12 protein-coding genes are annotated in these 14787 nt (G+C 66.0%); 7 read left to right on the top strand and 5 right to left on the bottom strand.

Annotation, left to right across the window (positions count from 1 at the left end; translation table 11 throughout):
• Nucleotides 1-366 precede the first annotated feature (366 nt).
• From ACIRG5_RS26200 to ACIRG5_RS26175, 6 genes are all read left to right on the top strand, one after another.
• Nucleotides 367-687, top strand: coding sequence for a hypothetical protein (locus ACIRG5_RS26200; RefSeq protein WP_402908958.1), 321 nt, complete (start codon nt 367-369; stop codon nt 685-687).
• Between the two features lie 244 nt (nt 688-931).
• Nucleotides 932-2236, top strand: coding sequence for a hypothetical protein (locus ACIRG5_RS26195; RefSeq protein ID WP_402908956.1), 1305 nt, complete (start codon nt 932-934; stop codon nt 2234-2236).
• Nucleotides 2233-3516, top strand: coding sequence for a hypothetical protein (locus tag ACIRG5_RS26190; protein ID WP_402908954.1), 1284 nt, complete (start codon nt 2233-2235; stop codon nt 3514-3516). The genes ACIRG5_RS26195 and ACIRG5_RS26190 overlap by 4 nt, the downstream gene beginning before the upstream one ends.
• Nucleotides 3513-5339 carry a VWA domain-containing protein gene (locus ACIRG5_RS26185; protein WP_402908952.1) on the top strand — a complete coding sequence of 609 codons (1827 nt, stop codon included), beginning with the start codon at nt 3513-3515 and terminating at the stop codon, nt 5337-5339. Before ACIRG5_RS26190 ends, ACIRG5_RS26185 begins: the two co-directional genes overlap by 4 nt.
• Before the next feature lie 3 nt (nt 5340-5342).
• Entirely contained in the window at nt 5343-7166 is a 1824-nt protein-coding gene (locus ACIRG5_RS26180; protein WP_402908950.1) for a serine/threonine protein kinase, read from the top strand.
• Nucleotides 7167-7185: 19 nt separating this feature from the next.
• On the top strand, nt 7186-7914 hold the full coding sequence (locus ACIRG5_RS26175) for an SAVMC3_10250 family protein (RefSeq protein ID WP_402908948.1): 729 nt from the start codon (nt 7186-7188) through the stop codon (nt 7912-7914).
• Nucleotides 7915-7920: 6 nt separating this feature from the next.
• On the opposite strand, the gene ACIRG5_RS26170 is transcribed toward ACIRG5_RS26175, so the two are convergent.
• The 4 genes from ACIRG5_RS26170 to ACIRG5_RS26155 all read right to left on the bottom strand — a co-directional run bounded on the left by ACIRG5_RS26170 (nt 7921) and on the right by ACIRG5_RS26155 (nt 12978).
• Complete coding sequence (locus tag ACIRG5_RS26170) at nt 7921-8907, bottom strand: hypothetical protein (protein WP_402908946.1); 987 nt, start codon at nt 8905-8907, stop codon at nt 7921-7923.
• Nucleotides 8908-9305: 398 nt separating this feature from the next.
• A complete protein-coding gene (locus tag ACIRG5_RS26165; protein ID WP_402908944.1) occupies nt 9306-10451 on the bottom strand; it encodes a hypothetical protein in 1146 nt (381 codons plus the stop codon).
• Nucleotides 10448-12193: a translation initiation factor IF-2 N-terminal domain-containing protein gene (locus ACIRG5_RS26160; protein ID WP_402908942.1), complete on the bottom strand. Its 1746-nt coding sequence runs from the start codon at nt 12191-12193 to the stop codon at nt 10448-10450. Before ACIRG5_RS26160 ends, ACIRG5_RS26165 begins: the two co-directional genes overlap by 4 nt.
• 650 nt (nt 12194-12843) lie before the next feature.
• The gene (locus tag ACIRG5_RS26155; protein WP_402908940.1) at nt 12844-12978 is read right to left on the bottom strand and encodes a hypothetical protein; all 135 of its coding nucleotides are present in this window, start codon (nt 12976-12978) and stop codon (nt 12844-12846) included.
• A gap of 97 nt (nt 12979-13075) precedes the next feature.
• On the opposite strand from ACIRG5_RS26155, the gene ACIRG5_RS26150 reads away from it, so the two are divergent.
• Nucleotides 13076-14020: a hypothetical protein gene (locus ACIRG5_RS26150; protein WP_402908938.1), complete on the top strand. Its 945-nt coding sequence runs from the start codon at nt 13076-13078 to the stop codon at nt 14018-14020.
• Between the two features lie 72 nt (nt 14021-14092).
• Here the strand turns inward: ACIRG5_RS26150 and ACIRG5_RS26145 are convergent, their stop codons facing one another.
• The gene (locus ACIRG5_RS26145; protein WP_402908936.1) at nt 14093-14647 is read right to left on the bottom strand and encodes a hypothetical protein; all 555 of its coding nucleotides are present in this window, start codon (nt 14645-14647) and stop codon (nt 14093-14095) included.
• Between the last annotated feature and the right edge of the window lie 140 nt (nt 14648-14787).

Below are 14787 nucleotides of genomic sequence, written 5' to 3'. Positions count from 1 at the left end.
ATTCATAGGATCCCGTGGGATAATTCATGTTTCGGCCGCGTTAAATCCGCACACAAATCCAACGCGAGCGCCTGCTGACGAGCAGGTTTCAGCATTGGCCGCGCGGGTCGAATTTCAAGACGATGGTCGTCGTAGTGAATCCGCAAGCATTGCTCACGGACTTGATTGACCAGCCCTTCGCCCACACCTACTTCTACGGGTCCAGCAGTCCTGTGCGTGCCGAAAACTGCATCCATGCAGGTTAAGCCCCATGGCGATGCTCAGGGATGACTCCGCCGAGACGATCCCGTCGATCTACGGTGAGGCGTTCGATCGGGCCGAGTTGAAGATGCTGAGGCCAGGCCCAGATGGGCACTTAGGTGGCGAGTGCAGAAGTTCGGGCCGTTGCTGAGCCCGAACCCGCACAGCCTGAAGCTGTTCCCCAACGCGTACTCGGTACTCAGGAGGGTCCGGACACTGAAGGGCAACCCGGTGCCGATGGAGACGCTGGCGCTGTGGACGGTGGTCCAGACGCGCTGGCCCCGGCCGGCCGACCACCACCGAGCACAGCCGGACCACGTCGGGATGGTCAGCGAGCCGAAGGTGGACCCGGAAGACGTGCGGCCGTTGTTCCAGGCCCCGGCCGCGTGGGCGCTTGTGACGTTCGAGACGGGGCTGGCCGCGACCGCGATCCGGAGTTACCGGTAGCTCGCAGTCCATTGTGGACACAATGGCCGAACTTGATCCAATCCGCGCCACCATCCACATAGGACGATTCCTGGCGGGATGGAAAGGTTTTTGCCGCTGTGGCCAGGAATTGCCATGTACGAGCCCGTAACAGATCCACACCGGCCGCGATGGTCACTGCATGTTGCTGAGTCTGACGCGAATCGGAGCGACGCGTCAGTGCCTGGACAAGAGTGTGGCTGTCCTGGGCACTGACCCCGCCAGGGTGATCGACCAAGTCGCCCGTTCAGCGACCAGCGCGCAGGACGCGCACCGGATCGCGCAGGTCGGTGGCACCAACGGACTGTTCGTGGTCCGTCAGCCAATGGCGTGGGCCGGCACCCGCGCCGCACGGGACCAGGTGTTCACCGGGCTCGCTCGATCGGTCGAGCTGCTCGCGCACGCCGCGCGGTCCGCCGGCGGGTTCCTCGCCCCCACCGCGGTGGGGCTGAGCGCCCGGCCCGCCGTGTTCGGTGGTGACACGCACGTGTTCGAGGTTCTCACGCCAGTGGAGCAGGAAGTCTTCTGCAACCTGCTGCGCAGCAAGGTTCCCGTCCTGATCGCCATGGCCGGCCGCGGTACCACCGCTGCGAACTCGCCTCGTGACCGCATCGGCTCCCGGTGGCTGACCTCCTCGCGCTCTCATCTGGCCTCGCGCTTCGTCGCTTCCACCACGCCCGAGCACCTCGAACGGGTCAAGGCCGAACTGCGGCGGCGGGACGGGGTCGCGCGGCTGGACCGCATGGACGTGGTGCCCGACCAGGCTTTCGACAACGGGCTGTCCGTCACGGTGCGCTGCATCGACGCCGCCGCGAGCCTCGCGGTCACGCGGGCGCACATGATCGTCCTGGCAGCACTCGGTCTACGTGCGCGCAGGATGGTCCGCGACGGCAAGCGGATCGGGCACTCCCCGCAACGTCAGCTGGAGGAGAACCGCGCGAGAGCGGTCGCCGACGGCCTGCGGGCGCGTTTCACCCTGGAGGACCGGACCGGGCGTCCTCGCCAGGGCCAGACGAAGCAGGTCCGCCAGGTGGAGGGGCGGGCCGCCGTCAGGGAACTGCTCCTCGACCTGTGTCCCGAGTTCGGCAACCTCGACGTCGCGGTCGAGGAGCTCATGCCGGTGGTCCTTCCGGTGGAGCTGCCCCGGCTCGGGTTGCGCAGGTTCTCCACGGAGGCGGACCTGCTGGCGTCGTGGGCGGCGGGCGGCGAGTCCGCGTTGGTTAGAGCCGCCGGCGACGAGCTGCGCAACCCCGTGCCCGGCGGCTTCCTACTCGCGCAGGCCACCCAGGCCGCACCGGGGCGGACATCGGTGGTGATGGACCTGTGGCGCGCCAACATCGCGGGCGAACGCAAAGACAACACCCAGCGCCAGGGCCGCGACAAGGACAAACGCGGCGAACGCGCACATCGCGGCGAGCGGACCGGCGGACGGCATCACAGGAGCGACAGCGGGTCGAGGGGCGACCGCGCCCAGAGCACACACCGCGGCGGCGACCGGCGCGGTGGACGAGACCGGGATGGCAACGCATGACCCGTGCACCAGCAGCAGACGTCGAGCTCGTCCTGGACCTGCGCGGGATGCGACAGGTGCCAGGCACGTCCGAGGAGTTCGGCGCGCTGTGGAACCAGATCGAACCGGCCTTGTCCGGCCGGGACCTGCGAACCAGGCCCGTGCACAACCTCGACGGCCCGAACGGCACCGTGCAGATCGAGGTCGTCCGGGTGGCCGATCACCAGGGCGTCGTGTCCGCGGCGACCAGGTTCAGCATCGTCGCGGTGCGCGAACCGGCCCAGCTGCGCTACCGATGCGCTCAGTGCGCAAGTGAAGGACTGACCCGGTACGGCCCTTTCCTTTGCTCTTCACGAACGGACGGGGTCGAGCACCGGGCGTGTGACGCCCACGTGAGCATCCTGGACGGCGCCCTGGCCGCGACCTGCGCCGAACATCGGCCGGGATGCAGCGAGTGTGGACTTCCGGCCACGTTCCGCTGCGCTGGAAAGGCCTGCCACCGCGACCGCGCCTGGTGCGACCGGCACCGCCGCCCACACCCCCGAGACCAAGACGTCGCGTACTGCCCTTCCTGTCTCGCGGAGGAGTTCCCGCGCTGCGAGGCGGGCGGGTGCGCGGCGATCGGCACGGTCACATGCGAGCACATGACGTCGGTGACCGACCGGTGCGGTCGCAAGATCTGCACTCGGCACGCCCTGCGCTGGCAGGTGTTCGGCGGAGAACGGATGGGCCTCGGACGGTGTTCGCAGCACGGAGACCTGACGAGACTCTCGCCGGAGCAGGTGCTGTTCCAGATCATCCTCGGCGCCACCGCCCGCCGACGACGTGAACGGTTGCCCAGCCTGCAAGGGTTCGGCCACGCGTTGCGTCACGCCAAGAGACCGAAGGAGGCGGTGGACTACCCGCTGATCCACAGCATGCTCGGCAACATCGCCACCACGCTGGGCCGCGGCGGCCGGACGCCTGCCAGTGACGCGATGGCGGACATGCAGAAGCTGTGGCGCGAACAGCGGGTGAACACCGCCGCGGCAAAGGAGCAGGGAGAGCTTCTGGTCGAAAAGCTGAAGCAGATCGTCCTGAGAGACGACCGGAAGTTCGGCGCCGCCATCGCCGGCGCGATCTCGCTGGGCGAGTTCAAACCCTCCATCCTGCGTAACGGAATCCCGACTCCCGTGCTGTTCATCAATCTTCCCGACAACCTCCGAGGCCCGTTCATCGGCACGAGCGGCGTGCGCAAGCAGAAGTACGCCGAACAACTGGGGGTAGAGATCGACTTCGAAGGGGGGCGGCGCCGCCGATGAGCACCTACGTCGCAGATTCCACTACGCACCGCCTGGCCCAGGTCCCCACCGGGGGTCCGATCAGCGGAGGCTCGATCGGCGTGCCGAGCACCGCGAGCGGCGCGGGCGCGTGCGTCATCACTTTGCGCACCAACGAAGGTGAGACCCACGCCGCAGTGCGCACCGTCGCCCTGAACGAGGTTCCGCCTGGTGTCGTCGCGATCGGTGACGACCTCGCCTCGGCCTGGGACGTCGACCTGGACCGCACCCAGTGGAGACTGGAGCGGCGTGAGCCGGTGCCGGTGAGCTCTCTGACCCTGGAGCTGCCCACGGAACGAGACCCCGCCTCCACGGCGGTGGAGATCGCCAAGGCGGGTCTGGTCGGTGAGCTGCTCTGGATCCCGGCCGGTGGCGCGGAGCAGTGGCTCGACGTCAACGGTGTGCCGCACCGCGTCCGCTCGATCAACGCCGACGGGCGCACCGGGGTGCTGGCGAGCATCACCAGGAACACCGAGATCACGCTGTACGCCTCGGCGGTGCGCGCGGGCGTCGACATCGTCGTGCTGGCTGACTGCAGCGGTTCCATGCAGATCGACGACCTGCCGGAGAACGGCGAGGCGTCGAGGCTGCGGCCGGGTGGGAGCCGGTGGCTGACCCGGATGGAAGCGTTGCAGCGCGCTCTGCAGGACATGCTGCGCATGAGGCTGCACATCTCCGGCAGGATCTCGCGGCTGGCCGTGCTGGAGTTCAACCACACCACGCGGCAACGCTTCCCGCGCACCGGGGGCATGGCCCAGCTCGACGCCGAGTCGTCACCGCACGAGGTGGACGAGTTCCGGCACGGCGTGGCGCTGTTCCGCCCCGATGGCACCACCGATATCGGCAACGCCCTGCACGAGGCCGCGAACCTCCTCTACGAGCACGGGCACACGGGCAACGAGAAGTTGATCGTGCTCGTCAGCGACGGGGCCGAGTGGTCGCCCAAGGGCGAAAAGGGGAGCGGCGAGCTCGTCCTCGCCACGACCGAACCGGTGAGCCTCATGGCCCACCTCCACCGCGACATGGGCATCCGGCTGCACGCGATCGGTGTCAGCACCGCCGAGCTCTTCCACCGGCGTGGCACCTGGCAGCCGCATCCGGCGTCCATTCCCAACCACACCCTGCTCAGGGAACTGGTCAAGGTCGGTGGTGGTGACCCGACCAAGGTCGGCGGCCTGGACGTGCTGGAGGACTACTTCTCCGGTCTGGCAACGGGAATGGTCCACCAGGTCCGGGAGCGCCTCACGGAGGCGCGCAAGCCCGGGCCGCTGCCCGAACCGACCCGCCTCGCGCTGAGCCGGTTGACCGCCGAGAGCGAGCCGAAACACGAGATCAGGCGCGACGAGTTGCGCGTGCAGGTCCTTGAGAAGGTCGGGCTGTGCAACAACGAGGCCGTTCGCGGGCTCGGTGGGCCGATCTGGGACGTCGTCGAGGTGAGCAAGCTCTGCCAGCGGTTCATGGTCAAGCCGATCGACTCGGACCAGGCGCTGACGACCTTCCTCGCCAAGATCGTGGGAACGTTGCGCCCCAACGCGTTGGCGGCGGGCGTCACGGACGTCACCGGGCCGTGGACCGGTGTGCTGAACCGGCTCGAGTCGCTGTCCCGGCACTCCGGCCCGATCGCGGCTCGGTTCGGGCCGGAGTTCGGCATCGTGGTGAGCACGCCCGCGGACGTGCACGTCGAGGTCATGCAGCACGTCCACGACGAACTGGCGGAACTCGGCTCGGGCCTGCGCCGCCTTCCCGACCACGATGCCCCGCCGCAGGAACCGCCGTCCGCTGGCGGCTTCACCTACCGGGACTGATCGATGGCCGAACCGCAGGCCGGCTACCGGATCGGCGACGACGACGGACCCGACGTCTACGAACTGATCAAGGAGGTCAAGCCCGACGGCGGCGAGGGCGTGGTGTGGCAGGCAGCCACGAAGCAGTTGACCGGCATCGACGAACACCTGTGGGCCGTCAAGATCCTGCACACCCGGCACGTGCCCCACTCGGGTGACGTAACGCCCAACGCCTCACTCCGGTACTGGCTCGACCGGTTGCGCGAATCGCACCATCAGACCACGCAGTTGCAGGAGGACATCCCGGGGATAGTCGGCGCCGCCCGCATCTTCCACGGCGAGGCACCCCACCCACCGGGTGAAAGCGTGCCGGAACGATGTGTCTACGTCGTCTCCAGCTGGATCAAGGGCGAGGACCTCGGGAAGTGGCGGTTCAAACACAGCCCGTCCTTCACCGCTATCTGCGATGTGCTCGGTCAGCTCGCGTCCGTTGTGGACGCCATGGCGAACCACGAGCACCCGGCCGTGCACCGCGACATCTCGCCCGACAACGTGATGATCAGGCCGGACGGACAGGTGCGCCTGATCGACTTCACGTTCACCCGTCCGCCCAACACGGCTGCGGGAACGCAGACGGTGCACAAAAGGGGCTACTCGGCTCCTGAGATGGTCATGGGGCACGCCGATCTCCCCGCCGACCGGTACTCCTTCGGCGCAGTCGCCTTCTACCTGCTCGCCGGCGCCGAACCAGCCGTCACCAACGCGGCCGCGGAATGTCACGCCGTCCTGCTGCGCAACGGGCTCGGCGCCGAGGTGGCGGGCCACGTCGCGACGTTGCTCGCGGCCGACCCGGCGCAGCGGCCCACCAACCTGGTCGACTGGGTCACCGGTCTGCGCGCGTTGGGCCAGCAGGAAAGCGCGCCCAGGACGTACCGCGCCGCCGCGCTCACGGTCGACGGGACCGCGACGCCGGTGATCATCGCGGGCGGCGTGGACGGTGTTGCCGGAGGCCGTCTCGGCGCGGGGATGGCCTGGCGACTGCGCAGCGACGCGGGCGGTCCCTCGGCGGTGACCGCGCTCGCGACGGTCACGGACGGCTCCGGCACCCAGGTGTCCTTCGCCGTCGACGACGGCGGATCGGTGCTCGTGGGCCGGTCCGGCGAGTGGAGCCCGCAGGTTCAGGTGGTGTCGGGCAGCGGCCTCGCCGCGACCCGTGACTCCCATGGCCGTGCCGTCGCGCACGTGGTCAGGCACGACACGCATGAAATGACCACGATCACCGTCGGCTTGGACGGAGACACGACCGTCTACGCGACAGGACGAGTCGTGCGTCGCGTGCTGACCGCGACCGCCGACCGTGACGGCAGCGCGGCCCTGTTCGTGCTCGCGGTCGACGGCGGGCTCGCCTGCGTCGGCGCCGAGGGGGTCGGCAGGATCGACCAGGGCGGCGCCCTCGACGTCGCGGCCTGCCTCGACCACTGGGGTGAGTTGCGGTGCTACAAGATCACCGCCGGTAAGTCCGCACTGCGGTGCTTCGACCGGAGCACAGGAGCGTGGGCTCCGGTGGACGAGGTGGAAGCGCCCATCGTGCCTTCCGCAGTGGCCTGCGCCGGGCACCGCAACGGAGTGACCGTGGCACTGGCAGGCCAGGACGGGCTGTACCTGGCCAACCACGACGACCACGGCTTCGGCCCGTGGCTGACGCTCAGCGACCAGCCGAGCAACGCCCTCTCCCTCACCACCGGCTCGGCCTGGCGGCTGTGGCTCGCCGGGCTCGTGGCAGGCCGCGCGGTGGTCGCGTGCGAGGACTTCAACGGTGGTTGGTCGATGGGACTCACCGCTCTGTGAACGACAAGGAGAAACCTCGATGCCCGAACACGACTCGTACGTGTACGTCTCGGACACCAAGCTCCGCAGCCTGATCCCCCAGGACCCACGCTGGTGGGCTCGGCTCAGACCGGGTCGCGCCCAGGTCGGCCTCAACGCCGGGGTCAAGGTCCAGATCGACCTGGACTCGAACGAACCGGCGCGGATCGGTGCCAGGATCAACGCCGCCGAGGGCCACGCCTGCGTCACCGGCAAGTGGTACGACGACGACACGCTCACCCCAGGCGAGTGGATGTTCTTCGAGGGAAGGATCGGCTGCCACGTCGTGGATCTGGAACCCTCACCGGGCGCCGTCCTGTTCTGCCAGACCGAGTTCACGACGAACCGCAGGATCCTGCTGCACGGGTCGGCGAAGCACCTCTCCAGCAGAGCGGCGGGAGACGGGGTGGCGCTCTCGGCCACGTCCTCGCCCTTCTCCGAACCCGGCGAGTTCCCCGGCATCGTGCACACCCTGTCGCAGCAGCAGGGCGATCCGGTCTGGAAGTTCTGGCGTCACTTCAGCCGTGAGGACGCCTCGGCAGCGGAGCAGAACCTGCGGAAGAACCTCGAAGCACTCGACAAGCAGGTGGTGCGGACATCCTGGTTCCGCGCCAGCGCACCGACTCTCGCCGGATGCGCCGTGGTCAGCGCGATCGTGCCGGGCCCGGACGACCGCGAGATCGTGATCGGCTCGCCCTTGTTGTTGCGCCGTGCCCGGCCGGGCTCCTGAGCGGTTTCAGCCGAACGCGCGCCGCTCGGCGGTGCGGGCTTCGAGCTGGGTGAACCAGCGCTGCCCTGGCGCGCCGCAGGTGTCACGGATCTCGTGCTTGAGCTCGTGGGTGTCGGCGTTCAGGGACTGGACCCGGCGGAGGCCGACATCCACCTCCGCGCTCAGCCGGTTCCGTCCCCAGGCGAGGTGTCCCGCAAGCTCCCGTGACTCGGCGCGACCCCGCAGGGCCCGCTGTTCCATGTGGGACAACGTGTTCATCGAGACTCGGGCCGACTGGTAGACGACGTGGACGCTGTCGGCGCAGCGGAACGACTCGAAGTGACAAAGCTGCAGCAGGCGAAGCTGCACCTGGGATTGCACGGGCCTGACCGGCACGGCCTCCGGGTTCCACCCGCTGCCCGTCGCCTGCGCGGGCGGTGCGGACGCGCGGATCTCCGCCAGACGCTGCTGCACCTGCAGGACCTGCCGGTGCACCTGGTCGTTCGCGGCGCGGACCTGGTGCAGGGTCCGGTCGACCTGCTCGACGGTGTACCGGATCTCCGCCGGGGTGATGGGGTCCGGTCGCGGCCTCCGGTCCCACACGAAGATCGCCAGCAGCATCACGCCGCCGAGCACGCCGCTCGTGAAGGCGATGTCCAGGTCGGCGCCGATCCTCCCGGTGGCGGAGGAGATCACGAACGCGAGAGCATTCAGCACACCGAGCAGCGCCGCGCCCAGGTTGAACGCCCACGCCCACCGGGTCGCCTGCGGTGCGGTGCGCACGCGGCCGTTCTTGCTCAGGACGAGCCGGACCAGGCCTGTCGCGAGGGGCAGTGACAACGCCGCGAACGCCAGCCACTGGGGCAGGACGTCCGTCGAGCCGGCGACGACCGTGCGCGCCACCATCGCCGGCGCGAGCAGGATCGTGATGAGGAACGAGTACAGAGACATGCCCAAACACGTGGCGAACAGCGCGAGTGCACAGCCGCCGTATCCCTTGGTGCTGTCAGACATAGGCTATTCATCACAGCCGCAGGACCAAACGTTACAGCCCGAACGAACGCGCCGAACGGCTGCGCGCGGGGCGGCCGGTGTCACCGCAACCGCACAGCAGCCAGTGACGAGAACTGAAGGCCCGTCAGGAGTCCCTTGTGGACTCCTGACGCAGCTGGTCGTCAGGACAGTTCGGTCATGATCTTCTCGGTCCGCCGCATGTGGGTCTTGGGTTGCTTCGCCGGCACCGGCCCGACCGCTGCCGCTGATCGCTGTAGGACAGCGTGGCGAAGGCGGCACAGACCTGCGGGGCATCGCCGGACGGGTTCACCCAGGCCGGCTCCACACAGTCCCCCCTGCGGCACCATCGATCAGCGCGAGGCACAGCGCACCCTGGTTGATTTAGCGCTCCCCAGTCTTCAGGCCTTGATCCTCGCCGCGTGCAGCGCCCACATCCGAACCGTTGCCCTGTCGCCCCTCTTGAGCAATCGCATGTGAGAGAGCCGGTTGCGGATGGGCAGTACGTCGTTCCTGAAGCGCCGCCAGGTGACCTCGTCCCAGAAGAGCCCCCCGTACTTCTTGGACTGAACGATGTCCAACATCTCACCAAGGCTGAGCCACTCAATCGGATCGCGCAGGTCGGCAACGCTCGCGGCGGTCACATTGACATCCCCGCGCGCCCGTTTCAGCACCTCGGCGGCCAACGATTCGTTGAGGAGTCCCTTGCGCCACTTTGTCGGAGAGTCTGCGATCGCGGCATCGCGGAGGAATCTGCGGATCGTGCGCTCGATCTGCCACAGGTCGCCGGACACCGCTGCCAGGTCGGATTGCGGCGTCACGATCTCGGCCATAGCGTCCGCAACTGCCTTCTTGAGCCGCCACAGTTGAGTCAGGGCGAACCGCGGTTCCTCGCCCACCAAGTGAAGCAACCCGGCGCTCCGTAGGGCGTCCCTGACCGACGGGTCGATCTCCGTCGCGAAGTTCTGCTCCTGGCGGGCTTCGAAGAGCGCGAAGTCCAGCTCAGTGAGCACGTTGACGCCGAGCTCACCGACAGCCGACCGAATCAGCTCGTCGAGGTCGAGGCTCTCATTGAGACCGGCCGCCGGCAACGTCGGACCGCCGACGTTGTGCTTGCCGTCAAGGCATTCGTGCTCCTCGAGCAGCGGGAGGTAATAGGGAGAAGCGTCTTCCAGCAGATGGCTACCGGTCACCGGCGCGAAGGCGTTTCTGGGCCTGCGCGAAACCAGGCACACCGTGACGTCCTTGTCGCACAGCTCGTTCACCTTCTGACGCAACGCGCCCAGCGTCGTGCCTCGGCTGATTCCGGTGGGAGCGAAGGCCTCCACGTCGTCCAGGATGACCGTGGTCGTGTTCTCGTCGACTTCGCAGTCACCAGCAGCGAACTCGTCGGCCTTCATCCGCATCCCACCGAGCTCCTCGAGCAGGGGTTCCCGGATGACGTCGAACACAGCTCCGCACTGAACGAAGACGAGCTTGAACCGCTTCATCCGGCGGCGAACTTCCTCCGCACGGCACCGTGCGGCTTCTTTGATCTTGTCGGTCATAGCAGCTGCAGCACCGGGGTCAGCTCGTAGGAGTTGTCGACTTCTTGGACGAGACCGAGGTTGATCAGATGGCCTAGGGCGAGCGGGGCGTCGTCTGCGACGATCGCGAAGGAGTCCGGCTCGGTCCGCAGAATCTCGATCAGGTACGACTCGTCGGGGTAGTACCTCTTGACGTGGTCGAGCATCTCGCGCATGTTGCCCGCGACCTCGAGGCGCCAGGAGTTCACCGTGCGCAGCACCAGCGGGTTCTTGATCTCGCGGTGGAACACGTCGACAGGCAGGTCCTTCACCACCTTGGACGCCAGGTGGCGGTACAGGAACGCGTGGCCACCAGTTGCCTCGAACAGTGCCTCCAGTGCCTTGTCGTCGATGCTGATGCCCATCTTCTGCCCGACTGATCGGGCCAGCTCGTCAGCCTCGTGCCGTTCGAACGGGGTCAGGAAGTTCGCCTTCGCCCAAGAGAACAACGGGTTCGGCCTGCCGTACAGCCTTCCGCTCTCGATGATCGCGCTCGTCAGCCCGGACAGCAGAAACGTGAAGTTCGGGTTTTCCTGCACCAGACTGCGCAGCGTCCCCAGGAACTGCGAGATCGACGTCATGTCGCCTTCGTGGATGTCAATCCGGTCGGACGGGGTCAGGTACTCGATCTCGTCCAGCATGAGGACGACGGTGATGCCGTCCTCGTCAAGCCCGCGCAAGGTTGCTTGCAGGGCCCGCTTGAACTCCGGGATCGACGGGCTGTCCGAAAGCCTGGTCATCTCCGCCACGTCCTTGCGACGCCCCTTGAACTTGGCGACTAGGTCGTCAGCGAGATCCCGGAGCAGGATCGGCACCGGGTCCTCTGGGGGCGACGGCAGGCTCTCGAGGTCACGCAGAATGAACACCGTCTCCGGACTGCTGAGCAACTCCGCGAGCTCAGACATGACACTCGTCTTGCCCGCCTTGCGCAGGCCGAAGACGCCCGAGACGCGCTGGTTGCGGATGTCTTCGCGCAGCGACTGCAGGAGACTCCGCCGGCCGAAGAAGCGATCGCCCCGCACTGGGGTGGTCTCGTAGAACAGGTCGCGGGCGAAGACGTAATCGCGCAGGAGCGTGATGAACGAGATCGGGTTTCCGTCCTCCGGCAACTCCAGCGGGATCGCCAAAAATTTCCCGGAAGACCAGTCGTCGAGCTTTGCACGCAGCCGCGGATCCGGAGACCAGACGAACATCATGTCCGGCGTGACCTCACGCTGTAGCCCAACCAGAGCCTGTTTGGCCGCGTGGAAGGTCCTCATCTGCAGATCTTTGTGCGGACTGTAGAAGAAGAAAACCTCCCGTGTGAGACCGAACGCCGCCTCGATTGCCCCGCTGAACCGGACCAATCCGAATCCGCACTGCTCGAACTTCGGTAGACGACCATGCAAGGAGTAGACGAACTGCGAACCGAGCTGACCGAGGATCCGCTGATGTTCCTCCACGATCGGAAAGGCCGATTTGAGGCGATCGAGGTTGAACTGCCAATCGGGGTGCGTCGGGGGTTTTACCGCGTTGGCGTTCCACGTGGACTGCCGAGGCGTCGTGGCCCCGGCCTGCGCTGCGGCCGCGTACTGACCGAACGACTCCTTGACCCGTATGGCGATCTCGGTCTCCACGAGACTGGACGCGCTCGGCACCCGCACTCCCATCTCCGCCAGCCGGTCAAGAACCTTGGTGGACGTAATGCCCAGTTCTCTGGCCAGTTCGTAGACGCGAGGTTGCACAGGCGATCCTTCTTCTCGTGGTTGCCACACGCACTACCTGCACTTCGTCAGGCAGATCGATCATCCTAGCCAACCCGCGTCGGTTGCGAGGACGTTTAGGAACAAAGCTGACACGCACTACCACGTAGTCCAAATCATATGGAATTCCGAGCTCCCCTACGAGGTCCCCGGCCTGCGAAGCTGTTGCGGGCGTTGCTGAGCGACCCGCGCAGACTTCGCAGTGTGCTCGCTCGTATCGCGCGGTCCGGTAGCAACGGCGTTCCAGGTGGCCGCAGCGGGGCTGGGCCGCAGCGGCAGCGGGTCGGACGACCACGCCTCGAATGGGCGCTGTTTCCTGCGGCGGCGCGACCAACGCCATGGCCAACAAACTGGACTGGAAAACGAGGCAGGAGGTCACCCAGATCGCCCGCTATCCCCAATGGCGCACCTATTCCGCCAGGCTACTTCAGGCGATGATCGAATTGAGCGGTGCGCCGTCACCCAGACGGCTCACCGCTGCAGGTGGGCGACGATGAGCGCGTCCGGGCACACGATGGAGGCAGACGCTAGGGGTGTATCGGGCGGCGCAAGAAGGTTGAGCTCGCCCTGTGACATCTAAGGCACACCGAGCGATCTCACTTGCATGCCCGCGCAGTTCTCCCCCGCCACCGCTAGGAGACCGACCACATGGACGTGGCAACTATCGGCCTGCTCGTCGCCGCCGGAGCGTTGGTGGCGGCCATCGCGGTGATCGGGCCGACCTTCATCGCGAGCAGTCCGGCGAAGGTGCAGCGAGGAATCGCCACCTTCAAGTCCCGGTTCGACCTGGTCAAAGCGAAGCAGACCGCGCTCAGTCTGGACGTCCTCAGGCGAACAGGTCAGTTCCAGCACTACGACCTGCCGATGATCACGCTGGAAGGCTGGATCTTCACCACGCCCGTCCCGATCCTCGCGGTCGAGATCGAGCTCATCAACAGGACGATCGACCACCATGTCAGCCCGAATGCCCTGATCACGAACCTGAGCCTGAACGGCCCGATGACGTACAGCGACGCGATAGTCGACATAGCGAAGATGACACACTTCACCAACGGTCAGATCTATCGTCCCACGAGCATCGACGTGAACGACGGCGCACTGTCCCTGGGTTTTCACATCGCGAAGTACTTCGACTACCTCGATACCAGTGAAGTTCTTGCGTACAAGGAACTCGAGGAGCACGGGCACTCGAAGTACCGCAAAGAGCTGACCAACCCGTTCGAACTGATGAACCGGGTCGCCAGCCTCGGAGTTCTCACCCTCACCATCGTGAAGGGGGCCGAGGATTGCATGTTCCTCATGCACAAGCGATCCGCGAACGTGGTTCTCGCGTCCAACCTCTACCACGTGGTGCCCGCCGGCGAGTTCACACCGTCCGACATCAGCTTCACCGCCGTGCGCAACGACTTCAACCTCAGGAAGAACATCTTCCGGGAGTACGCCGAGGAGTTCCTTAACCACAAGGACGCTCAGGGCGACGGCGCCCGCATGATCGACTACGACAACTCCGAGCCGTACCGCTCCCTCAAGGCCGCCTGCAACAGCGGGAATCTCACGATATCAGCCTTCGGCGTAGGACTGGATCCCCTGAGCCTAAAGCCCGAAATTCTGACCGTGGCCGTGTTCGATGCGGAAACCTTTGACGAAATCTTTCCCGACATCGAGGAGAACTACGAGGGCATCATCATCTTCGAACCGTTCGACGAGGAGACCGTCGCCGAGTACACGGAGAGTCCGAACGTCCGCAGCGGAGCGAAGGCGTGCCTGAAGCTCGCCAGGCAGAATCTCGGACCGCTGGGACTATCCTGATTACGTCGTTCAGCTCAGCTGCAGAGGTCCGCCACTTTCGGATCAGCGCACGGCAGGTACCAAACTTAGGATCTATTCCGCCCTTACGATAAACCTGAAGCTCGTTACCATAATCAAGTCGGGGTGACAGACGATACGAAATTCGGCTGGATATTGAGACTTATCCGGTCCTAAGGCAAACATTTCTGAACTAAATTGCAGGGCCTCAATCTGCAATTCAACCTCACGCGCCGCTTCGTGCATGAAACGCAGCCCGCCCGGACCGCCTCGATCCTCAATTTGAGCACGACATCCCTCAGGCAATATCAGGCCAGCATTAGTCTCCTTCACCTTGTCCCACTCACTCAAAGGCGATCCACGCAGGGTTATACGGATCAAATAAGCTACCTCGCGATTCGGAACCGCGTCCCGCTGACAGTCATGCCACTCGCCACCTTCTTGACTCCAAGCGCAGTCAGCCTGAATCTGCACCCGCTCCCAGACACCGTCCTTGGTTGAACTCTTGACGATCGGCCCAACGACGGAGATCAGAACGGCCCCAACCACCATCATCGAGAAGACGGCAGCCAGAATGCCACCGACTACTTCGAGATCGTCATGGTCGTCGCCAGCAGTCCCATAGCCCATGGTCAGTCACCTTCGCTCATCGGGCGAAGGGTCTTACGCTGCCTCTGCGGTGGTGACACTCCGCCAGACGAATGACAAACGAAGCACGCCACCGCAACTAGTTTTCAGCATCTCGCGATTGCAATCTTCCACAACTCGTG

The sequence above is a fragment of the Lentzea sp. NPDC102401 genome, assembly GCF_044765805.1.
Taxonomy (GTDB): Bacteria; Actinomycetota; Actinomycetes; order Mycobacteriales; family Pseudonocardiaceae; genus Lentzea; species Lentzea sokolovensis.
This window is presented reverse-complemented; position numbering and strand designations above follow the sequence as displayed.